Below are 22,782 nucleotides of genomic sequence, written 5' to 3' on the forward strand. Positions count from 1 at the left end.
AAACAGGCGGGGCAGGCGCAGAACGGGAGCCAACTGACGTTCGACGACCAGTATGGCGCGGAGCGCCTGATGCTGCATGCCGAGCGCGACATGCAGCAGACCGTCGAGCGCAACAGCTCGACGTCGGTCGGTCAGGACATGAATCTATCCGTGCATGGCACGTCGACGTCGGTGACGGGCATCTCGGTCAGCTATACGGGCATCTCGGTGTCGTACAGGGGGTTGTCAGTGGGCTTTACCGGGGTGTCGGCGTCGTTCACGGGGCTGAGCACATCGTTCACCGGTGTCAATACGAGCTTCACGGGCGTATCGACCTCATTTACCGGCGTGTCGACCGGTTTCACGGGCGTCAGCACGTCGTTCACGGGCGTGAGCACGGGCTTCACCGGTGTGTCGACGTCGTTCACGGGGATGTCGACCGGCATCACGGGATTGAGCAATTCGGTGACGGGCGTTTCGAACAGCATGACGGGCATTGCGTCGTCGATGACGGGCGTCAGCACTTCGGTGACCGGGCAGTCGTCAGGCGTGACGGGCGTCTCGCTGTCGTGCACGGGCACGTCGACGAGCTTCACGGGTGCGAGCGCGTCGGTGACGGGTACGTCGAAGAGTATGACCGGTACGTCGATTTCGAATACCGGTACTTCGACGAGCGTTACGGGCGTGTCTATGTCGACCACGGGGGCGTCGACGAGCGTGACCGGATCAAGAATGTCGACGACCGGTACTGACATAAGCGTGACGGGCTCAAGGTTCTCAATGACAGCGATCAGGTCCTCAAGAAGGGAATTTTCGCTTTCATACAATTTAATTGAAAGCTCCGAACAATCGATTGACCTCGAAAAGCTCGGCTTCGGGATGAATTACTAATGCCGATACGTCATGTCAAACCGCAGGCCGCGCTTGTCGCGACGACGCGCACGCAGATGGGCCCGACCCCCATGCTCGGAATTAGCATCGGCGTCGGCTTCCGGCTCAGCGATCCGGCAATCCTCGTCCACGAAACGGCTGTCTGGATAGCGATGAAGGCGGCGGCACCGTCGGTGCCGCTGACCGAGGCCGCGATGCCAAAACGCTGCGCGGAATGGCTGCTCGCAGGCCATTCGGTCCATCACGCTCCGACCGGTGCGCGCGGACGTACGGTCGATTGGGCCGCCTGGGTCGAGTTGGACGGCGTGCGCAAGACTGTGTCATGCCGCGCAAAGGCCGACGAGCAGGCGGAGCGCGAAGCGAGCGTGCGGCTCGCAATCGATCATACCCAGGCGGTCGCCGGCGGCCTGCGCGAGAACCCGCTCGGCATCGCGTCGGGCGCCGCACCGCTGCAGCGCGTGGGCGCGCTCGGCGTCGGACCCGAACCTTTGGCCGCGATGGGCGCGCTCGCGAGCGACTGGCCCGAGCGCCGACAATGGATGCCGAACCGCCCGAGTACGCCTGAAGCGATGGCGCGCGACGGCACGCACATGGGCTGGCCGGAGAGCATGGATCTGCGCTACTTCCAGCAGGCCGCGCCGGATCAATGGTCGCGTCGTGAAAGCTGGACGCCGGGCGCCCGCTTCGAGCTCAGCGGGTTCGGCGTGCGCGGCGAAGGCTTCGCGGGAACACTGCCGCGGCTCACGGCAGTTGCGCTCGCGACGCGCACGGACCGGCCGGGTATGGAGCAGGTGTCGCTCTTGCAGCAGACGGTCTGGCTGCTGCCCGACCATGATATTGGCGTGCTGTGGTGGAACGGCTCGATCCCCACCGACTACGTGCTTGACGACGCGCCGGCAATGCTCGTCACGGCCGTCAAGGATGCAGAGGAGCGGATCGACGCCGGCGCACTTATGGCGTTTGCCGCGCGGCGCACCGACCTGACCTGCACCGATCCGACCCGGCACGCGGACCACGCGCTGATGCCGTCCGTCGACCGAGGCTGGGTGTGGGAACTGATCCTCGATACCGACGACCATCCTCGGTTCTCGCCGCCGCCGCGCAATCGTGCCGAAATCGGCGCCCGTCTGGAGCGTTACCGGTTGAGTTTGGAGGAAGCGCGGGATAGCCAAGCTCGCTTGCGCGCGTTTCGGGACACCGTGAAGGAGACGGCGTTGCCGGTTGCGCCAACCGACGGACGAGACTGGCAGAAATATTTCAGCGAGGCTGGCGATACTGAACTGCTGGAGGCAACGATTCGCGATGTGGATCTGTCCGGGCTGCGATTCGATGGCTGGCGAATGGAAATGGTGCGTTTCGAGCGTTGCCGATTCGATCGCAGCGCATGGACGAACTGCCAGCTGAGCCATGTGCACGCGGTCGAATGTTCATTCGTCAATACCACGCTCGACGATGTCACGTGGAGTGGCGGCTCGCTCGCCCGCAGCCAATTGCAAAGCAGTACATGGCGCAACGTCGTACTCCAGCAAATCAGCGTCGAGGAATGCGCGCTCGACGACATCACGATAACGGGCGGAACATGGTCGATGGTGTTGGTACGGGGGCGCGGGGGCGCACGCGGCGTCGTGCAGGATATTGCGTGGGATGGCGTGTCGTGGAACGAGGTCGACGCGCGCAACTGGACCTGGAGCCGTGTACGGGCCGACAACCTCAACCTGATCGAATGCAAGCTGGCGAATCTGACCATCACGCAATGCACGCTCATGAAGTCGAGCGTTCTGCTAAGCAATCTGTCGGAAAGCACTTGGCAACAGAACACGCTTTCGCTAACGGTCCTGTCGCACGGCACATCGATCGATCGTGCGCGCCTCGGTGATTGTGTGTTTCAGTCGTGCAGCGTCCAGGAACTGCGTGCGGAAGCACTGCAGGTCGATCACTGCACGTTCGTGCAGCTCAATGCACAGCATCTGAAAGCGGAGCGCTCAAGCTGGACATCCACCGTGCTCGACGGTGCGAATGCGATGCACGCTTGTCTAGTCGGCGCATCGTTCGATCGATGCTCATTGAAAGAAGCGATTCTGTACGGCGCAGACATGCGTGAGACTCGAATGCGCGATTGCAATCTGATCCGCGCTCGCACGTCGTGGGCGTATTTGCCCGGGATAGGCGCGTGGCAGGGGAACTTGAACGCTGGAAGGATCAATGTCCCGAGGAGGACCAAGTGAGCGGAATCGAATACCCGGCGCCTGCCCCCGCACTGCCGCAGGTGATTCAGGGGCGCCACTATACATCGTCGCATCGCGAGCTCCGGCTGGCCGATGCGATATATCAGGATTGCCATTTCGACCACCTGACGTGGTCCGAATGCAACCTGACCAACCTGCGTTTCGTAAACTGTCGTTTCGACGCGAACCGGTTCGACCGCTGTGAGCTGACGGACCTGGTCTACGAGGACTGCAGCCTAGCCACATTGAAATGGGTGGAATGTGAGCTTCGAGACCTGTCGTTCATCGGAGGCGAGATCCGTGACGCGATGTGGGTTGGTGGCCTGATCCAGGACACGATGATTTCGAAAGCGAACGCATCCGACTGGAGATTCGACAGCGTGCGTGCGGCACACGTGTCGGTTATCTTGAGCGAGCTTGACGGCGTCCTGCTGAGTGGCGGACGCTGGTCGGACGCGTCGTGCATCGGCACGCAAATTGGCGGCATGACCGTGCGCTCCGTGGAGCTTGAGAATTTCATCGTCGGGCAGAGCGGGTGCAACCAATGCACGCTCGATGCTTGCCGAGGTATCAACGTGCGCTGGATCGGCTCGAAAATCAAGCGGATGACCGTGACCGACTGCGAACTCACACAGGCTGCCTGGTCGCACTGTACCTGGGAAGACGGTCAGATTAGCTCGAGTCGCTTGCGTCTCGCGAGCTTCGACAACGCGACATTGATCAATCTTTCAATACGGAATGCTGACTTATCGCAATCGATTTTCGATCACGCGAGCGTCATTGACAGCGATATGCAGGGATTGTGCGCGCCTCGTATCGCGATTCGCGGTGCGCGCCTCTTGCGCGTTCAGTTGGAGGGAGCGCAACTGCGCGGGCTGGACGCTCGCGGCGCGACACTGGACCACGTTGGATTGCACGGTTGTGATTGTCGCAATGGTCTCCTGATCGGACAACCGCGGCTCGCGTGGCGGGCTGCGGACACGCGTCAAGCGACTTTCGTCGAAGCGAGTGAAGAGGATGATGGTCCATGGCGGCACCGTACTCAACCGGGAGCAAGAGGAGTATGACGATGACGATTCTTCAATCACCTGATGTGAGCGAGACAAGGGCCCGCGACAGCGGGTTGCAGGAACCGGTGTCGACATCGCTTAAGCGGCAGGTTGCCGCGGGTCCGGTCGGACACATGACGATCGGTCGAGTCAGTGAGACGGCGCTGGACGGCGCGTGGTGGGTTGCGACGGAGCCAGGCGGTGCGCCGCGGCTGGCGCGTACGGCGGTCAGTTGCCTTGTCAAGCCGCAGCCGGACGACCTTGTCCAGTTGTACTTGGCGACGGGCGATTGCTGGGTGCTCGCGATCCTCGAGCGACGTGGAGACGCGGCATCCGTCTCGCTTGATTTCGGCAAGGCCAGCGTGTTGCTGAAGGCGCACGATGTACGCGTGCGGGCGCACGACCGGCTGGATCTCGAGGCGGCCCATATCGCAAGCCGGGCGGAGGTGGTGACACAGGCGGCGGCGGAACGTCTCGCGCACGTCAGCGGTACCGACGCCACGCACGCCGGGAATACGTTCATTCATACGGAATGTCACTTGGGTGTACACGCGCAAAGCGCGGTCGTGACGGCGGACGCACTGCTGAAGATGGATGCCGGTCAGATCCACATGGGTTGAATCTGTTTAAAGGAGGAGGTTTTCATGTTTGCCAATTGCTCTGCTGGCGGTATGGCGATGTCGGGCGCGGATGTCTGCAAGACGCCGCCACTCGCGATCCCGATTTCGTATCCGAACATTGCGAACAAGCCGGAGGCCGTGCCGAACGTTCCGACCATCATCTATTGTGGCGGGCCGGTTCACAACTTGAACACCATCATCCCGATCACGCATGGCGACGAGGCAGGTTCGATGGGAGGCGCTGCGTCGGGTACGGTGTCCGGCCAGTCGCGACACGTAACGGGCTCCGGCAAGGTGATGATCCAGGGCGCGCCGCAGACCAGGCTGACCGATACCAATTTGCCCAACAACCAGAACACGGCCGGGCAGACCATCGCACCCTCCCAAACCATCACGATGACGCTGAGCTGATGACATTTGTTCGAACGCTGATTGCCTGGTTTGCGCTGGGAGCACTGTCGGGTTGCTCGCTGTTTGGCTCGAAGAACATCGAGCCACGTCAGCTGCACGTCACGTTGGTAGGTGGCAGTCGCCTGAACGTCAGCGCGAGCGGCGAGCCGCGTCCGGTCCAGACGTGCTTGTACATCGTGCGTGCAGCCGACTGGGTGCCGATGGCGAGCGGCGATTCGTTGTGCGCCGGCCGGGACCAGGACGGAACGGTGGTCACGGTGTCGCGCCACGTGATCGCGCCGCACCAGGTTCTGCAGTTCTGGATCGACGTGCCGCGCAGCGGCGAGATCTGGCTTGTTGCGGACGCCGACTACGCGCAGCGTTCGGCACAGTATGCGCCGCTGCGCGTACGCATCGAAGGCAGTGGGGAGATTCATCTCGCGGTGTGGCTCGATCGCAGCGGCATCTACAACGCGTCGCTTCCCGGGCCCGTCGAGCTCAACACGTCCGACGCAAGCGTTGAGGGCGCGGCAGGAAAACCCGCCCGGCGCAGTGAATTGGGAGCAAGGAGAATCAAGCAATGAGCAGTTTGCCGGTTGGGCCCGTCGCGTGGAGCGACGGCATGCTGATCGAGACGCAGCATTTTCAGCAACTGGAGCGTCATCTTTCGCACCAGGTCGCATCGCGGCTTGGGCAGACCGTGAATCATGGGTGGGGTTTCACGCTTTTGGACGTCGATCAGGACGGGCTCGGGCTCGGTCGGCTCGGGCTGCGTGGCGCACGCGGCGTGTTCCAGGACGGTACTGCATTCTCGGTGCCGTCCCATGACCCACTGCCCGCGGCGCTCGAGACCGAGCAGGCGCAGGCGGGTGACGTCGCGTGCTTCGCGATCCAGGCGGCTCGAAGCGGAGGCCCTGAGATGGCGTTCGGCGAGGTCGCATCCGCATCGCGCTATCGCGTCACGGCCACCGACGTCCCGGACCTGGCCGTTGGCCTTGATGCACCTGGCACGCCACGCAACCTGACGATCGAGACTGGCCGATTGGTGACACGGCTGTGCTGGAAATCGCAGCTGCGCTCGGACGAGGTCGCACTGCCGATCGCGCGCGTGTCGGGGCGTAGTGCGAGCCGCGCAGTGCTGCTTGACCCACGCTTCATTCCACCGCTGCTCGACACGAGGGCGCACGTGGTGCTGAATTCACTGATCGACGAACTGCAAAGCACGTTGCGGGTGCGTCTTGCGAATACGTCCGGGCAGCGGGTGCTGTCAACGGGCGGCGGCATCGCGGATCTGATCGAGCTGTTGCTGCGGCAGGCGACTGCCGAGTACCGAATGCGACTGGCGAATCTTGATGCGTTCGATCCGCTGCCGCCCGTGCTGTTGTATCGTGAGCTGATCGGCCTGCTCGGGCGCCTGAGCGTGCTGCCCGGCGTTGACGAGGAGTTGGCCGACCGCGACTTCGGCTATCGCCACGATGATCTGCAAAGCAGCTTCGAGCCGCTCGCGGCAACGTTGCGACATGCGCTCGCGCGGGTGATCGAGACACCGGTGTTGCCGCTTCGCTTCGAGGATCGCGGCGACCAGGTTTTTATCTGCGTGGTCGACAAGCAGTGGAACCTCAAGAAGCTCGTATTCGCAATCTCGGCCGCGATGCCAGCCGACAAGCTACGCCAGTTGCTGCCCCAGCAGACCAAGCTCGGCGCAGTGGAGCAGATCCAGAAGCTGGTGGATCTGCAGTTGCCGGGAGCGCGCCTGATCCCATTGCCCAACCCGCCGCGCCAGATTCCCTATTACGCCCAAAGCACCTACTTTGAGGTCGAGTCGACCGATCCATTCTGGACGCAAACGCTGGCCGGGTCAGCGATGGCGTTGCGCATCGTCGGCGATTTTCCGGACTTGCGCTTCGAAGCATGGGGGTTGAGAGACGGCAAGGTGGCGTAAGCCACGGCATGAACCGCTATCCATTATGAACCTGCTCAGAAATGTTTCCTCTGCTATCCGGCGCGCGTCATCGAGCTCCGAGCTGCTCGACCGTGCGATGGCGAATCTCGATCTGGCGATCCGAATGCCGACGCTGTCTTCGCGGACCAATGCGGCGTCGTCTGCCAACGCTGCCCCGCAGGGTGAAGCCAATCCTTTGGTGCCGCCGGCGCGGAACCCCGCGGTGTTGCAGTTCCCGGCGCTAGAGGACAACGCTCGCGCGCCGCGCGACGGCGCGGATTTTTCGCCAGTGGTCTACAGCCAGAATGGCGAACAGGTCGCGATCCTGACGGCTGGCCAGCAGTCTGCAAGCTGGAGCAATCCGTTCGTGTCGCATGCGTTGCCCGCGGTCCTGCAGTTGCGACGGTATCTCGCGGACGGGCCGCTCAACCAGTCGGCGGTGCGCACGCAGCTCGGCCTCGAAGTGAGGCTCTACCGGGAACGGCTCGCCAGTTCTCGTTGTGAATGGGAGCAGATTCGCGAGGCGTCGTACCTGCTGTGCACGTATCTGGACGAGAACGTCAGCGACGCTGCGCGTGCCGCGTCGCAGGTGCCTTACGACGGCGAGCGCAGTCTGCTGGTGGAGTTCCACGATGACGCGTGGGGCGGCGAAGACGCATTCGCCGATCTCGGGCGCTGGATGAAGGCGGACGATCCGCCCGTCGGCTTGCTGGCATTCTACGAGTTGATCCTGTCGCTAGGCTGGCAGGGCCGCTATCGTGTGCTGGATCGCGGTGACGTGCTGCTGCAGGACCTGCGCTCGCAGTTGCACGCGCTCATCTGGCGTCACGTGCCACCTGAGCCGCTCGGCACCGGGTTGATCACGCCAACGCGTCCGCGTCGCCGCTGGTGGACGCCGACGCGGGCGGGCGTGGTCGCGCTGGGTGTCGTGTTGCTGACCTACGGCATCGCGAGCATGGTGCTCGACTCGCAGGGGCGACCGATACGCAACGCGCTTGCCGCATGGATGCCGCCGACCCGCACGATCAATCTCGCGGAAACGCTGCCGCCGCCGTTGCCACAACTGTTGTCCGAGGGCTGGCTCACGGCGTACAAGCATCCGCAGGGCTGGCTACTCGTGTTCCGTAGCGACGGCGCGTTCGATGTAGGCAAGGCGCAGGTGCGCGCCGATTTCGAACGCAATATCGAGCGGCTCGGATTGGCGTTCGCGCCGTGGCCAGGGGATCTCGAGGTGATCGGCCACACCGACCGACAGCCGATCCGTACGGGCGAGTTCGCAAACAATCTGATGCTGTCGGAAGCGCGAGCGCGCACCGTCGCCGAGGAACTGCGCAAAACCGCGTTGCCGGGCGGCGCGCAGGCGCCCGAGAACGCCGTGCAGCGCAACATTGAATATTCGGGGCGCGGCGACACACAGCCGATCGATCCGGCGCAGACACCAGCTGCCTATGAGCGAAACCGGCGGGTGGACGTGCTTTGGAAGGTGATCCCGGCTGGCGGCAGGCGCACGCAGGGTGCTCCCGACTCGCCGGGCGTCGACCCGGCCGCGCGGCCCGCGATGCCGGACGGCATGGTGATGGCGCCCGACGGCCAGTCGCCGTATGCAACCGAGGACAAAAAGCGATGATCCGAAACAGTCTGCGGGTCTTTATTGCGGTTCTGATAGCGGTCCTGATTTGGTGGGTGGGGCCGTTGTTCGCACTGGGAATCTACCGTCCGTTCGCGCCGGTCTGGGTGCGTGAAATTCTGGTCGCAGCCGTGCTGATCTGGGGGCTTTGGCCGGCACTTGCAGGGATCTGGGCGCGGCTTGCGATGAGTCCGCGCCGAGTGCGTACATCGCAGCCGGCGATGCGGGCCGATTTCATCGACGAGCGGCTGCGTGACCTGGACCGCCAGTTGAAGGCCCGCTGGCAGCGCGAGCCGCGCAGCCGCTGGAAGCACTGGGTTGGTGTGCTGAACCGGCAGCATCGGGCAACGCTGCCGTGGTACCTCGTCCTGGGCGCGGAAGGGAGCGGTAAGACGAGTCTGGTGGCGAGGGCGGTGAATGCGACCGGCTCCGACGTGGAGCGGAGTCTCGTGGTCGAGCCGCTCGAAAACCGCGGAGACGATTTCAATTTCCGCATCACCAGCGACGCGGTGTGGTTTGATATCGGTGGCCGCTGGAACTTGCGCGATGGCATCGACGACGCGTCGCTCGACGCGTGGAAAAAGCTGCTGAACGGACTACGGCGCCTGCGCGGCGGCGCGCCGGTCAGCGGCGTGGTGCTGTGCATCGACAGCGAGTCGATGGTCGATGCGCCGCCGGATGTCCGCAAGCGTCTCGCCGACGTGGTGTATCGCCGGCTCACGGAAATGCGCGAGGTATTCGGGCAGCAAGCGCATGTCTATGTGGCGTTGAACGGGATTGACCGGCTCGATGGCGCGGTCTCCATGCTGTCATTGCTGGACGCCAGCCGCTGGGCGACCGGCGTGGGTTTTTGTCTTCCCGAGCAGGCACGCGACGAAGGCGCGGCGGTGGTCGGCGCGAGCTGGCAAGGTGCGTTGCAGCACCTGCAGCAGCGCGTCCAGCAGCAGGTGCTGTTCTCTGCACCCGCGGCGACCGAGGTCGCGGCGAATTACGCGCAATTGCGCTTCGTGGAGACGCTCAGCGAGCTGCACAAGGCGCTGCTCGTCTGGCTGCAGATCGCGATCGTGCCCGGCGAGCTCCATGCGGCCGCGCGGCTGCGCGGCGTGTGGATGGGATCGATGGCGGAGTTGGCCGTCGCGCAGTTGGGCGGCGCGACGGCTGGGCTACCGGCGCAAACCCGGTCGATGGACGAGCTGTGGACGCCTCTTTTCCGGCAGGTCGCGCTCGAGCGCGACGCCGTGGGGCCGAGTAGCGCGCAATCGTGGCGCGGCCGAGCCGGCCGCGCGCTACGCTGGACGGTGCTACCGGTGCTGGCGATCTGCCTGCTGCTCTGGTTCGGCTGGAGCTATTTCGCCGAGCGCAACTATCTCGACAACGTGTGGGCGCAGTTCAGCGAAGCGAAGCGTGTTGCGCAGGCCCAAGTGTCGTATGGCCCTGACGGCGGCTCGCCGCTCCTCGACGTCGCGAGCCAGATGAACTACGCGCAAGCGCAGGCGGAAGACGCCGGGCGGCAGATCGCGACACCGTACTTCGAGCATGGACTCGTTGCCGACGCGGCGCGAGATACCTACCAACGCCAGTTGCAGAAGATGTTGATGCCGGAGCTGTACAACGAGGTCCGGCGCGTGCTGGTCGCGCAGGCGGACGGCGCTCCCGGCGACGTGTATCAGACGCTCAAGGTTTACTTGATGCTATGTCGGCCCGATCGGCGCAACGCGATCGATGTCGAGCGCTGGCTGACCAGCCGCTGGGACAGCCTTTCGGGCGGGCAGTATGGTGACGACGACCGCCGCGCGCTGCTGGCGCACGTGCGCGCGCTGATCGAGTTGCCGAAGCTGCCAGGCACGCCAGAGGACGCGAACCTGGTGCGCTCGGCGCGCGCGCGGGCCGCCCAGATTCCGATCGTGACACGTGTGCTGCAGGACATTCACGCGCAGGGGCTGCCGGCCCAGGTCAACGACATCTCGCTGTCGCGTGCGGCCGGCTTCGAATCGGCGATGAGCCTGCGGATGCGAAGCGGCATCCCGGCGACCGACGTCGCGGTGTCTGGCTGGTTCACGCGTGCCGGCTACACGGACGTATTCCTGCCTCGCCTGGAGAAGAGCGCTCGCGCGATGCTCGAGGAGGAGAGTTGGGTGCTGCGCGACGAGTCGCTGCGTGGCAACAGTTTCCAGATCGACGGGCTGGTGCAGAAGCTCGCGGATTCCACTCGTGCTCAGTTCCTGCAGGACTATATCGCCGGTTGGCAGAACTTCCTCAACGACGTGACGGTGCGCAGCGTCACAGGTCTTGACGACGCGTCACAGGTGGCCGCGGCGATCATGGATTCGCAGTCGCCGCTCGCAAGCCTGCTGCGTTTCGCGGCGCGCGAGACGACGCTTACCGGCGCGAGCGATGAAGGCAATATCGACAGTTGGATCGATCGTCAGAAATATCGTCTCGAAAAGGGGCGGCGCCAGATCGTGGGCGAGTTGAGTGGCCAGCACTATCGCACCATGTTGCTGCCGGAGTATGTCGTCGAGGATCACTTCCAGGCCATCCGGCAACTGGCCGCGCAGCTCAACAATCCCGGCGGGGAGACGAGCAACCCGCTCGCCAGGCTGTTCGAGCCGCTGTACCGGCAATTGGGGCTCGTCAACGGCGCGTTGCAGGCGGGGCAGGTCCTGCCCGCGCAATACGACGCCTTCTCGCGGCTAAAGGAAACCGCCGCGCGTCAGCCTGAGCCGGTGCGGGGAATCATGCTCGACCTGATCGGAAACGGCAGCACGATGACGACCAGCGAGTCGGGCGTGCTGCTCAATCGCGGTGCGGCGGGAGCGACATCGACCGTGTGCAGCACCGGATTCACGAGCAGCTACCCGTTCCGCCGCGGCGCGCGGGTGGACGCGGGTGTGGAGGATTTTGAGCGCCTGTTCAGCGCCCAAGGGTTGATGGCGACGTATTTCCGCGATCACCTTTCGCCGTACGTTGACACGTCGAGCACGCCGTGGAAGGCGTTGCGCTCGAACGGTGGGGATCTCGGCCTGGTAAGCCCGAGCGTGCTGGCGTCGTATGAGATGGCGGATCGCATCCGTGGTGTGACGCTCGACGAGTCCGGGCATCTACGCGTATCCGCCGTCCTGCGCTTCCTCGACATGGATTCCCAGATATCGGAAGCGCAATTGGTCATTGGCGGACAGACGCTGCGCTATGCGCACGGGATGGCTTCTCCGCAGCGAATCGACTGGAGCGGGCAGAACTCCAAGCTTGCGGTCCAGTTGCAGTTGAAATCCGTCGACGGTCGTTTGAATACGCTTCAGTTCGACGGACCGTGGGCGCTGTTCCGCTTCTTCGACGCGGGGCAGGCGGCAGGCGGAACGGCCGACCGCCGCGAAAGGGTGTATCAGACGAGCATCGGGAGAGTCCGTCTGGAATGGCAAGCGTTGACGACGCCATCGCCGATCTGGTCGGGCATCCTTCAGTCGTTCAGATGTCCGTCGTGACGCACGCCTTGTATCGAATGCGCCAGCCGGCGCGAACTTGAAAAGGAGCAGTAGATGATTGATCCGACGGAAATCCTGTCCGCGTGCATCAGTGCACATGAAGTTGGACAGAACGCCAGCAGTTCGATGGCACAGCCGTTCATGAGCGGGGTCCCGGATATGTCGGTGGCGTCGTCCCAGAACGCGAGCAACGTGATCGGCGGCGTTCAGCAGATCGGTAGCCAGATGCTGGGGCACATGGCCAACATCAAGGCATCGGTCGACCAGCAGGTTGCCGCGCACCAGGATGCGCAGCAAAGACAGAAGTCCTACGACTTCAACGTCAACATGAACGACCTGCGGCCTACCAGCGCGGCTGGCTTTCCGCAGGAAATGCCGTCCAATTTCTTCGCGCCGTTCAAGACCGCTAAGTAACTGGCCTCGAGCGGAACCCCCACGGCTCCTGGGAGCCGATGGGGTAGCCACTCCGCTCAAGGCCTTCCAGACGCGGCCGGCGAAAATGATCGCCGGGCCACATCATTAGAAAGGATCATGAAATTATGAAGAAGATTTTGTTCGGATTCCTTCTCGGTTCTCTGTCCGTGAGCGCATTTGCGCAATTCGGCCAGATTCTCCAGTCGGTCAAGGATCAGGTGACCAGCGCTGCGCAGACGCAGGTCAGTCAGAGCGTGCGCTCTGCGACGAATGACGCGGTTGACTCGGCGACGACTCATACGCGTAAGCTGGTCGACTCGGTGCACTCGTCTGACAGCAGCGCACCCAAGGAAGGTCAGGGCGTGAAGTCGCAGTGACGTGAACCAAGGGTGGCGCCGGTGCGAGCGCCGCCCCGAGCGGCCTGCGCCAGTGTGCATCAACAAACGGGGAATCGCGATGGATAGTTCAAGTGATTGGTCGCGCAATTGTGCGGATGAGCACTATTCGGTTGTACTTGAAAAATGTGTATCGGAACGTTGAACGGGGAGCCGGTGTGATGGTGTTTTCGATGATGTCGGTGGTGGGTGTAACCGTCTCGATCGCACTCATTGCAGTGAGTATTTCAATGTCGGTCGTGTTGCCCCGGATCATCTCGACAACTCGGGACGACACGACGATCACGGACGGATATCCGGTCGTCGCCGATGTCGTCGAGATCGCGCAGACGGGAGTCACGCTCAACCAGGTACCGCAGATGCGCATAGTCCTGTCCTTCTACGTCAACGACAGGCCCAGAGAAATCGCGATCCGGCAATTCGTCGATCTTGGGAACATGCCGCGGGCGGGGGAGCGCGTGAGGGTCATCGTCGACAGGACTAATTCGAAGCGGGTGAGATACCTGAACGTTGTGCTGGCTGGGATTTGAATGCCCCATCCCCAATTGAAGTGGGCAAGGAGTCTTGATTGATATCTATTCAAATATATTGATTTTTCTTCCATGGTAGTGCGGCAAGTAAAGCGTGCGCGATTTTTGATGGTTGCCTCGTAGATCTGCCATATTGTATTTGGCTTCGTAATTTGCATCGCCGTCGCAGAATTGTTTTGTGTAATTGGTTAAACATTAAATCTGCATCTACGTTATCGGGAAGGCGTGATTGTCAAATTATTGTTGAGTTACTCAAGAAGGCATCTCGCATGTCAATTTATGTAAATAATAAAAGATGGCAATATTTTGTGAGGTTGTCGAGGATATTTTATGGAGAATGATTGCATGTTTGGCGGCAAGGAAAATAGCGCATGCGATGTGCACGGCCAAGCGCCTGCGGAAATTCGGCGCATTCGTCAATTCGATCCCGCCGCATTTGAAATGGCGGTAAGTAGCTTGCTCAAAGCAAGTGGTATCGAAATAGACGTCGCACATACAGGCCGCACGGCGCAACGCGTGCGGGAACTTTGGCAAAAGCGTTTACTTGACGGCTACGACGTTGATCCTGCCGAGGCGTTGGGTTTGGGCTTCGATGATCGAAAGGAAGATATGGTGATCATTCGCAGCATCGCTGTCCATGGTGTTTGTCCGCATCACTTGTTGCCATTTCGCGGTGTAGCACACGTGGCCTATCTGCCCGGAGGGCGTCTGCATGGCTTTGGACGCATCGCCCGGATGATCGATGCGATCAGCCATCGGTTCACATACCAAGAGTGGATCACTAATGAGATCGCAACAGCCCTTGTTACGTACGGTAAAGCACGGGGAGCCGCGTGCCTGATCGAAGCAGAACAACTGTGCTTGCTCATGGGCGAAAACCGCCGCGGCGACGAGCGTGTTATTACTCAATGCTACGTCGGTGAATTTGATCATAACACCCAGGCTCGCAATGAGTTTCTTCGTGCTATCAATTGATGGAAATTCTCTGGGAGAAGAGGTGAGTCAATTGCGGTGGGTGCAAAGATATGGTCGGAATGGTTTCCGGGCATGGCATCAGTTTTTATAAAATTGATCCGAGATGGAATTTTGTGACCGATTAAAAGGTGAGTATCACGTTAAAAATAAAATTAATGGTTGGTATGGTGCTGATGCGAAGTATGGTTTTCATGGATGGTGTTTTAATGATGTTGGGTAAATTTCTATGATCCGTAAATTGGAGGTGCAGAGTTGGTTGTGTGATTGATGCGGGAATTTAAATTCATAATTTTCCGTTGCCGGTAACGATATTCTTGGATGGATCGGGTATCGATTCCGGGGTGTGGTAATTGTCGCTCTCGAGGGCGAGCCGCCGGCGTCATAACGTTGCCGGTCGAGTGCAGCGGCGCCGAGGATCTGGTTGTCGGGGAACCCGGTGATCAATTAACGAGTATTTAATTTTGAGTTTGTCCTTGATAAAAAGGAATCCATATGAATCACCCCAAGAGCATGCTGGCCGCCAACATCGCTTGGGCCCGCGAAACGCGCGAACGCACGGCCGGCTTCTTCGACGCGCTCGCGCGTGGCCAGAATCCGCGCGTGCTGTGGATTGGCTGCTCGGACAGCCGCGTGCCGGCCGAGGCCATTACGCATAGCGCGCCCGGCGACCTGTTCGTCCACCGCAACATCGCTAACCTGTTCCACCCCGACGACGACAACAGTGCCAGCGTGCTCGAGTACGCGGTGCGCGTGCTCGAGGTCGACCACGTAATCGTTTGTGGGCACTACGGTTGCGGCGGCGTGCGTGCGTCGCTGCTGCCGCCGCCGTCCGACCTGCCGCACGTGGTGCGCCGCATCGCGCCGCTGTGCGCACTCGCGCGCCGCCACCGCGACGTGCTCGCCGGGCTCGACGACACGGCCGCCGCCGACCGCCTCAGTGAGTTGAACGTGCTCGAGCAGGTCCGGCAGTTGCGCGCGTCGCCGATCGTGCGCAATCGCGAACGCCCGCCGCTCGTGCACGGCTGGATCTTTTCGCTCGCCGACGGCCGCCTCAAGGAGCTAGATTCCGGCTACGCGACGCTGCCGGTCGACGCCTCTGCCGTACCCAACGACCTCGCGCCGGCGCTCGGCTGATCGCGCCGCGCCTCCGCAATGCCCCAACGGAACCCCATTCCCATCATGAACCTGAACGAGCGTCTGTCCTCCCTGCCACGCGACATTGTCGCCGGCCTCGTCGTCTTCCTCGTCGCGCTGCCGCTGTGTCTCGGTATCGCCAATGCCTCCGGCGTCGAGCCGTTCGCCGGGCTTGTGTCCGGCATCGTCGGCGGACTCGTCGTCGCGCTCCTGAGCGGCTCGTCGCTGTCCGTCAGCGGCCCCGCAGCCGGCCTCGTTGTGATTGTCGTCGAAGGCATTGCCCAACTCGGCAGTTTCCCCGCGTTCCTGCTCGCCGTGCTGCTGTCCGGCATCCTGCAATTTGGCTTCGGCATGTTGCGTGCCGGCCGCTTCGCGGCGTACGTGCCGTCACCCGTCATCAAAGGCATGCTCGCCGCGATCGGGCTGCTGCTGATCGTCAAGCAGATCCCGTTCGCGCTCGGTATCGGCGGCAGTGCCGCGCAACCGCTCGCCGCACTTCCTGGCCTGCCGGCCGCGTGGATCGCGGCCGCGCTCGCGCTCGCGTCGCTCGGGTTGCTGGCCGCCTGGGAGTCGCCCGCGCTGCGCCGTTTCGCGATCGTGCGAACAGTGCCGGCTCCGCTCGTAGTCGTTGCGCTAGGCATAGGCGCGACGCTCGCGCTCGGCGCGCTGGCGCCCGCGTTCGCGCCCGGAGCCGCGCACCGGGTCGCGCTGCCCGAACTCGCGTCGTTTGCCGCGTTTGTCTCGTCGCTCAAGCACGCGGAGCTTGGCCCCAATTTTGCGCAACTTCTGAATCCGGGAGTCTGGCAAGTCGCGATCACGCTCGCCATCGTCGCCAGCCTTGAAACGCTGCTAAGCCTCGAAGCGGTCGAGCAGATCGACCCCAAGCGCCGGCCGACCCAGCCGAACCGCGAACTGAAGGCGCAAGGTGTCGGCAATCTCGTCGCGGGCGTGATGGGCGGGTTGCCGATCACGTCGGTGATCGTGCGCAGCTCGGTCAACGTCGAGGCGGGTGCGCAAAGCCGGTTGTCGGCCGTCGTGCACGGCGTGCTGCTGCTCGTCAGCGTGTTCGCGCTCACTGACCTCATCAACCTGATCCCGCTCGCGAGTCTTGCGGCCATCCTGATCCACACCGGCTTCAAGCTGGCCAAGCCGGAGCTGTTCCGCTCGGTCGCGAAACAGGGGGCAGCCGCGCTTACGCCGTTTGTCGCGACAATCGCCGGCGTGCTCGCGGTCGACCTGCTGTTCGGCATCGCGCTCGGCCTTGCGTGCAGCATCCTTACCGTCGCTGTCGCGAACCTGAAGAGCCCGGTCACGCTTGCGCAGCATGACGATCACTTCCTGCTGTCGTTCCGCAAGGACGTATCGTTTCTCGGCAAGGTCCAGGTGAAGCGCCATCTGCGGCATATTCCCGATCAGGCCGTGGTAATTATCGACGCGACACGCGCCGACTACATCGATCACGACGTGCTCGAACTGCTCGACGCGTTCGTCGCCGATGCGCCGCAACGCGGAATCGCGGTCGAGTTCCGCCGGCAGAGCCCGTCACCCCGTGCCAATGCGCGGCGCTGGCAATTCCGCACGAGCGCTGCGGAGTAAGCGAGCGCAGTATGAAAAAAGCGCCCCCTGCGGCCAAGAGCCGAACGGGGCGTTTCAGTGATGCGTCGGCGCCGCGGCGTCTTATCGAACGTGAGCAACTGGCGTTGCGGGGAGGGCCTAGCGAGGCATGGTCAATCGATTTCGTGATGGATGCGCGTGCCAACGGCCGGCGCCTGAAGTGCTCGACCATCGTCGAATATTTCAGGATAGAGGCTGTGGACATTGCCGTAGCCTACGGCATCTCAGGTTTGTAGCTCGCTCGGGCATTGGATCGTGCCGCTTCCTTCCGTCGCTATCCCAAAGTGTTGGGCACATAGCAAGGCCCGGAATTCATGAGCCGGGTGCTCGCCAAGTGCCGCTTCGCCACATCCGCGCTTTAGTGTCTATTTGGTGTTCGCACCGGGGCTCGGAACTTCGGAAGGCAATAGGTGAGTGCTTGACATATCGTCATCTTATTTATTTGCGATATAGATCACACGTAAATAACGATCGGGCATAAATGCTACGTTTGATCGGAAGGACCTGAGCCGTCTATGGGGTCTGCAGCAGTCTGGCGCGGAGACCGTCTTTGAGCGAGTCGATGGACTTCGCGATATTGCTGGTGTGCGGATCGAGCATGGACTGCATGCGCAGGCCGCGAAGTGTGGCGATCAATAGTCGTGCCTCGCAGGCGGGGTCGACATCGGAGCGGATCTGGCCCGCTTGCTGCCCGACCTCAATCTGACGAGCCAGCGCCCGTTGCCAGCGTGCGCCGATGGCTGCAAACGCGCTGCGGATGTGTGGAGCGGGTCCCAGCGATTCCTGCATCAACATGTAGAACGCGCGGGAGCGTTCGGACGGCGTGTCCATGCCTTCGAGATAGCAGTCGATCTCGCAGAGCAGCGCGTCCATGCCACGCAGACCTTGCAGTCGCGCCAGCAGCGTCTCTCGTTGGTCCGTGGCGATCTTGTTGACCAGTTCTTCCAGCATCTGGTCCTTGCTGCCGTAGCGGTGCTGGACCAAGCCGCGGCTATAGCCAGCTTCGATGCCGATGGATTCGAGCGTGGTACGGGTATAGCCGACTCGGGCGATGAGCCGGATGGCGGCTTCCATCAGGCGGCGGTCCGATTCGGCGACACGTTCGGCCTGTGTACGGCGCACACGAGGGGTGTCTGTAGTGATGCCGGGGCTCGGAGCCTCGGAAGGCAATGGGTTGGTGCTTGACATATAGGTATTTTATTTATTTGTGCTACGGCTCACAAGAAAATAGCGATGGACATAAACCCTACGTTTGATCGGAAGAATGTGAGCGGGCTAGGAATTGCAGCAAGCAACGTAAGCGTTCAAAACGCTGCAATCCCCGTCTGCGCCCGCCCCAGGATCGGAGCGCCGATGTCATGGTTACCCTCTCATGGGTGTTAACGGCCTCGAGGTTCACCAAGTGCCGAGACATCCGAATTCGTCGCTGAATAACGGAGTCAGAACACGATTCCTCTTAGAGGCTCTGCAGGACGTGGGCAAAACATACCGCGCCGAGCCCGACCATATGCGCCAGCCCGATCCGTGCACCATGGTGTTGCCGCGCGCCCGCTTCGCCTCGCAATTGCTTGGTGACCTCCGCGATCTGCCCGATGCCCGTAGGGCCGATCGGATGCCCCATGCCGATCAAGCCTCCCGAGGGACTCACGGCGCACCGCCCTCCAATGTCGAAGGCGCCTTCCTTCAGAAGGCCCGCTGCTTGGTCGTGACCGCATACGCCGATGGCTTCGAGATATTCAAGCTCCTCGACCGTGAAGGCGTCGTGCAGTTCGATCACGTCGAGGTCGCTGGCACAAACGCCTGCCTGCGTCAACGCGGCTTCGACGGTTTCCTGGGTCAGCATTTCGTCGTAGCGCGTGGGGTCGGCATAGACGCGCTGGCTGTGAGCTGCCGAAGCGGTCACGCGCACGGCGCGCTCCAATCCCAGGCCGGCGCGACGTAGACCTTCCTCCGAAGCAACGACCACAGCGGCTGCGCCTTCGCCCACGGGGGTGCATTGCAGGCTTGTGAACTGGCCGGAGATCTTCCTGCCGCCCAGGATTTCGTCCAGCGTCTTGGCCTGCTGGCGCTGAGCAAACGGGTTCAGGCTGGCATTGCGCAGGTTTTTGACCGCGACGCGCGCAATATCTTCGAACGAACAGCCGGTTCGGTGCGCGTAGGCATCAGCCAGCAATGCGAACTGCGTAAACGGGACGATCGCATCGTCAGCCAGGCTAGGGATGCCGGTCAGCATTTCCGCGCGCGGCCCCATCGTGGTCGGCTTGTCCACGCCAATGGCGAAGGAGATGTCGCTCATTCCACAGGCGACTTCCATGCAGGCTTGGCGGAAAGCGGCGGAGCCGGAGGCTGATGCGTTCTCGACGTGAGTGATGGGCAGCCCGGTGGCGCCGAGGTGCCTCAGCATCGGTCGGCCGACGGCCATGGGAAGCAGGGCCTTGGCGACGTAGGCTGACTCCACGAGTTCCCACTGTATGCGCGCATCGGCCAAGGCGTCGCGAGCTGCGGTGAGGCCGAGTTGCACGTAGGGCGTATCACTCAGCGGCTGATAGGGATGCAGTCCCACACCCACAACGTAGACGGGGCGCAGAGAAGCTAGGGTGGCGGGCATGGCTTACTCCTGGGACGGGTTTGGTTGCGCGAGCGAGAAGCGCAAGTCGTGCGCGACAGCGTTTTCCGCGGATGCCACTGGAGACAGCACTGCGACCATACGGCTGCCGATCGGGGGGAGGGCGTCGGGCGAGGCATCCAGCAGCGCGCGCACTATCGGGCCGTCGTCCAGACGTACGGTGCCGATGACAAAGGGGGCGGGGCGCTCCGGCTTGGCGTGAACGTGCACCGTGACACGCGCCATCAGCGAGCCGCTGCCGGAAAGTTGGCGGGGTTGCAATACGTTGCCGACGGCGCCGCATCGCTCGCAGCCCAGGTTCTGGGGCGGAAAGAACACATGGCCGCAGATGCTGCAATTCATGCCTCGGAGCGAAGGTGGGCTGGGTGCTGGTTCTGCTTGGTATAGCGTGGGTTTGAGTAGGGAGGGTGTCATGGTTCGACGTGTGCGTTAGGAAGGTTGCGTGATCTTGGAAGCCCACTTAAGTGAGCGCTCTAGGGAAAGCGATACTTGCTTGCCGTACCGCAAGTATTCTACATTTTAGTCACCATGTCTTGCCAGTAGGAAGAAACGTGACCGACGAGATTCGACCAGGCAGCATTGAATACTGGGCTGCCCAAACCCCTGATGTGCTGGCCTGCGTTGAAGGAGAGCGCAGCCTAACCTGGCGGGGCCTGAACGAGCGAGCCAACCGGGTCGCGCAAGCGTTGCATCAGGCCGGTGTGGAGCGCGGCGACATCGTGGCGCTCAGCATGGAGGTGCGCCTGGAATGGCTGGTGATAGCAGGTGCCCTTGCGAAGTTGGGCTGCTCGATCCTGGGCGTGAACTGGAGGCTGACCGACGAAGAGGCCTCCTTCCTGCTGACCAACAGCGGCGCACGGGTGTTCATCACCGACGCGCAAGATCTGGCCGTAGCTGCGCGGGCGGTCAAGGCCGCGCGGGTGCCATTGGCCGTGAGCATTGAAACGCCGGGGGAAGGCTTTCTGCATTGGCCGGAACTGCTGGAGGCGCCCGAAGTGGTGCGCCAATCACTGTCAGAGGCCAGCCTGCTGATCTATACCTCGGGTACCACGGGCCGGCCGAAAGGGGTGGCCCTGGGCAGGCCAACGACCGACCTGGCCACGATGCGCGAATACTACGAAAGCCTTGACGCGGCAGGCTTCGTCGAGGGCGCGCGGGTGCAACTCGTCAACATGCCCATGCATCACGGTTCCGGTCCCAACCAGACGTGGAGCGCAATTCGGAAGGGGCGCACGCTAGTGCTGCAACGCCGGTTCAACGCCGAGGGCGTACTTGAGCTGATCCAGAAGCACGGCGTCCATCACTGGGCGGGCGTGCCTACCATGTTCAAGCGCTTGGCGGCGCTGCCGCCCGAAGTATTGGCACGGTACGACGTGTCCTCCATCCGCCGCGTCTCGGTAGGGGCGGCGCCGGTTCCCTATTCGCTCAAGCAGTGGATGCTGTCTTACTTCGGCCGCGACACTTTGCAGGAGACCTACGGTTCCACCGAGACCGGCATGATCTGCACGATGCTGCCCGACATGCAGGAGCGAAAGCCAGGTTCAAGCGGCTTGCCTTTCCGTCATGTGTCGGTCGAGGTTCGCGCTGCCCACCTCGATCACCTGCAGCCAGTGGGCCAGATTGGCGAGTTGTGGGTCAAGACGCCCGTCACGATCAAGCATTACCTCAACGAACCTGCGCTCGGCGAGGACGTGCTGGATGTGCGCGGCTTCTTCCGCACCGGAGATGTTGGCTTTCTGGATGAGGATGGCTATCTGTACATTACCGACCGAGTCAAGGACATGATTATCACCGGTGGCGTGAACGTCTATCCGGCCGAGATCGAGGCAGCACTCCTGCGGCATGCCGCGGTCGAGGACGTCGCGGTTATCGGCATCCCTGACGAGGACTTCGGCGAGCAGGTTCTGGCGTTCTGCCAGCTCAAGCCCGGCCATGCAGCGAACGAGGCCGACTTGCTGGCGCATTGTGAGCAGCACCTGGCGTCATACAAGCGGCCGCGCCGCATCGAATTCGTCCAAGACCTGCCCCGTAATACGATGGGCAAGGTCCTGAAGCGAGAACTAAGAGATCCCTACTGGACTGGAAAGGAACGACGAGTATGAGCGACATTCTTGAAGTGACAGGGCGCGTGGCGCTGGTGACGGGCGCCGGCCAAGGTGTCGGCAAGCAAGTGGCCGAACACCTGGCAGCCCACGGCGCAACCGTAATCGTCAACGATTACTTCCTGGAGCGCGCGCAGGCAGTCGCCAAGGACATCTGCGATGCTGGCGGTAAGGCCCATGCCGTGCAGGCCGACGTGACGGACTACGCCAATGTCAAGGCCATGGTCGCCCAGGTGCGCGATCTGGCCGGCCCGGTCGACGTGCTGGTCAACAATGCAGGCAACCTGGGCGCCAATCCCTCACCTGATGGTCGCAAGCCGTTCTGGGAGGTTGGGCCGGAAGTCTGGCGCGGTGCCGTGGATGTGAATCTGTATGGTGTCATCAACTGCACGAGCGCCGTGATTCCGGACATGATCGAGCGCAAGAGCGGTCGCCTGATCACTATCATCTCCGACGCCGGTCGCGTTGGCCAATCCGATCTTGAAGTGTATTCCGCGGCCAAGGCCGGCGCCGCCGGCCTCATGCGTGCAGTGGCTCGTTCCATGGGGCGTTACCAGGTTACGGCCAACTGTGTGGCAATCGCGGCCACGCTCACGCCGCCGATCGAAGCGCGCCTGAAGGATGACCCCGAACGGCTCAAGAAGATGATGTCGCACTATGTCATCCGCCGCCCTGGTAGGCCTACCGACGTGGCTAACATGGTGCTGTTTCTGGCGTCTGGCGCCAGCGATTGGATCACCGGCCAGACCTATCCGGTCAACGGCGGTTTCTCGTTCTCGATGTGAGT

18 protein-coding genes and 3 pseudogenes are annotated in these 22,782 nt (G+C 62.5%); 18 read left to right on the forward strand and 3 right to left on the reverse strand.

Translation table 11 applies throughout. The annotated features are described in order from the left end of the window. From HWX36_RS36985 to HWX36_RS03120, 16 genes and pseudogenes are all read left to right on the forward strand, one after another. Nucleotides 1-870, forward strand: a pseudogene (locus HWX36_RS36985) (type VI secretion system tip protein VgrG); the annotation flags it as partial. A gap of 5 nt (nucleotides 871-875) precedes the next feature. Next, the gene (locus HWX36_RS03050; protein WP_175951158.1) at nucleotides 876-3,095 is read left to right on the forward strand and encodes a pentapeptide repeat-containing protein; all 2,220 of its coding nucleotides are present in this window, start codon (nucleotides 876-878) and stop codon (nucleotides 3,093-3,095) included. Beyond that, on the forward strand, nucleotides 3,092-4,162 hold the full coding sequence (locus HWX36_RS03055; RefSeq protein ID WP_175950833.1) for a pentapeptide repeat-containing protein: 1,071 nt from the start codon (nucleotides 3,092-3,094) through the stop codon (nucleotides 4,160-4,162). Before HWX36_RS03050 ends, HWX36_RS03055 begins: the two co-directional genes overlap by 4 nt. Nucleotides 4,163-4,335: 173 nt before the next feature. Next, nucleotides 4,336-4,764 (forward strand): annotated as a pseudogene (locus HWX36_RS36990) (DUF3540 domain-containing protein); the annotation flags it as partial. A 24-nt stretch (nucleotides 4,765-4,788) separates the two neighbouring features. Continuing rightward, complete coding sequence (locus HWX36_RS03065) at nucleotides 4,789-5,175, forward strand: DUF4150 domain-containing protein (protein ID WP_175950835.1); 387 nt, start codon at nucleotides 4,789-4,791, stop codon at nucleotides 5,173-5,175. Then, nucleotides 5,175-5,738, forward strand: a complete 564-nt coding sequence (locus tag HWX36_RS03070) for a type VI secretion lipoprotein TssJ (protein ID WP_175950836.1) — start codon at nucleotides 5,175-5,177, stop codon at nucleotides 5,736-5,738. The genes HWX36_RS03065 and HWX36_RS03070 overlap by 1 nt, the downstream gene beginning before the upstream one ends. After that, nucleotides 5,735-7,096: a type VI secretion system baseplate subunit TssK gene (gene tssK, locus HWX36_RS03075; RefSeq protein WP_175950837.1), complete on the forward strand. Its 1,362-nt coding sequence runs from the start codon at nucleotides 5,735-5,737 to the stop codon at nucleotides 7,094-7,096. The genes HWX36_RS03070 and tssK overlap by 4 nt, the downstream gene beginning before the upstream one ends. 82 nt (nucleotides 7,097-7,178) lie before the next feature. Then, a complete protein-coding gene (gene icmH / locus HWX36_RS03080) occupies nucleotides 7,179-8,723 on the forward strand; it encodes a type IVB secretion system protein IcmH/DotU (protein ID WP_175951159.1) in 1,545 nt (514 codons plus the stop codon). Next, nucleotides 8,720-12,205, forward strand: coding sequence for a type VI secretion system membrane subunit TssM (gene tssM, locus HWX36_RS03085; protein ID WP_175950838.1), 3,486 nt, complete (start codon nucleotides 8,720-8,722; stop codon nucleotides 12,203-12,205). The genes icmH and tssM overlap by 4 nt, the downstream gene beginning before the upstream one ends. Nucleotides 12,206-12,259: 54 nt before the next feature. Continuing rightward, entirely contained in the window at nucleotides 12,260-12,619 is a 360-nt protein-coding gene (locus tag HWX36_RS03090; RefSeq protein ID WP_175950839.1) for a DUF6277 family protein, read from the forward strand. 125 nt (nucleotides 12,620-12,744) lie between these two features. Next, nucleotides 12,745-12,996 (forward strand): hypothetical protein, encoded by a 252-nt coding sequence (locus tag HWX36_RS03095; protein ID WP_175950840.1) that lies wholly within the window; start codon nucleotides 12,745-12,747, stop codon nucleotides 12,994-12,996. A 179-nt stretch (nucleotides 12,997-13,175) separates the two neighbouring features. Further along, the gene (locus tag HWX36_RS03100; RefSeq protein WP_244136315.1) at nucleotides 13,176-13,544 is read left to right on the forward strand and encodes a hypothetical protein; all 369 of its coding nucleotides are present in this window, start codon (nucleotides 13,176-13,178) and stop codon (nucleotides 13,542-13,544) included. A gap of 345 nt (nucleotides 13,545-13,889) precedes the next feature. Continuing rightward, on the forward strand, nucleotides 13,890-14,519 hold the full coding sequence (locus HWX36_RS03105) for a GTP cyclohydrolase I (RefSeq protein WP_175951161.1): 630 nt from the start codon (nucleotides 13,890-13,892) through the stop codon (nucleotides 14,517-14,519). 492 nt (nucleotides 14,520-15,011) lie between these two features. After that, entirely contained in the window at nucleotides 15,012-15,653 is a 642-nt protein-coding gene (locus tag HWX36_RS03110; protein WP_175950841.1) for a carbonic anhydrase, read from the forward strand. Between the two features lie 45 nt (nucleotides 15,654-15,698). Then, on the forward strand, nucleotides 15,699-17,249 hold the full coding sequence (locus tag HWX36_RS03115; protein WP_175950842.1) for a SulP family inorganic anion transporter: 1,551 nt from the start codon (nucleotides 15,699-15,701) through the stop codon (nucleotides 17,247-17,249). 80 nt (nucleotides 17,250-17,329) lie between these two features. Continuing rightward, a pseudogene (locus HWX36_RS03120) lies at nucleotides 17,330-17,563 on the forward strand (IS3 family transposase); the annotation flags it as partial. Nucleotides 17,564-17,780: 217 nt separating this feature from the next. On the opposite strand, the gene HWX36_RS03125 reads toward HWX36_RS03120, so the two are convergent. The 3 genes from HWX36_RS03125 to HWX36_RS03135 form a co-directional block, all read right to left on the reverse strand. Beyond that, a complete protein-coding gene (locus HWX36_RS03125; RefSeq protein ID WP_244136316.1) occupies nucleotides 17,781-18,341 on the reverse strand; it encodes a TetR/AcrR family transcriptional regulator in 561 nt (186 codons plus the stop codon). A 382-nt stretch (nucleotides 18,342-18,723) separates the two neighbouring features. Then, the gene (locus tag HWX36_RS03130; protein WP_175950845.1) at nucleotides 18,724-19,875 is read right to left on the reverse strand and encodes a thiolase family protein; all 1,152 of its coding nucleotides are present in this window, start codon (nucleotides 19,873-19,875) and stop codon (nucleotides 18,724-18,726) included. A gap of 3 nt (nucleotides 19,876-19,878) precedes the next feature. Then, on the reverse strand, nucleotides 19,879-20,307 hold the full coding sequence (locus HWX36_RS03135; protein WP_347879204.1) for an OB-fold domain-containing protein: 429 nt from the start codon (nucleotides 20,305-20,307) through the stop codon (nucleotides 19,879-19,881). A 137-nt stretch (nucleotides 20,308-20,444) separates the two neighbouring features. On the opposite strand from HWX36_RS03135, the gene HWX36_RS03145 reads away from it, so the two are divergent. Beyond that, on the forward strand, nucleotides 20,445-21,995 hold the full coding sequence (locus HWX36_RS03145) for an AMP-binding protein (RefSeq protein WP_244136317.1): 1,551 nt from the start codon (nucleotides 20,445-20,447) through the stop codon (nucleotides 21,993-21,995). Next, entirely contained in the window at nucleotides 21,992-22,780 is a 789-nt protein-coding gene (locus HWX36_RS03150) for an SDR family oxidoreductase (RefSeq protein ID WP_175950847.1), read from the forward strand. Before HWX36_RS03145 ends, HWX36_RS03150 begins: the two co-directional genes overlap by 4 nt. The last annotated feature ends 2 nt before the right edge of the window (nucleotides 22,781-22,782 follow it).

It is taken from the genome of Burkholderia sp. BCC0405 (genome assembly GCF_902833075.1).
GTDB lineage: Bacteria > Pseudomonadota > Gammaproteobacteria > Burkholderiales > Burkholderiaceae > Burkholderia.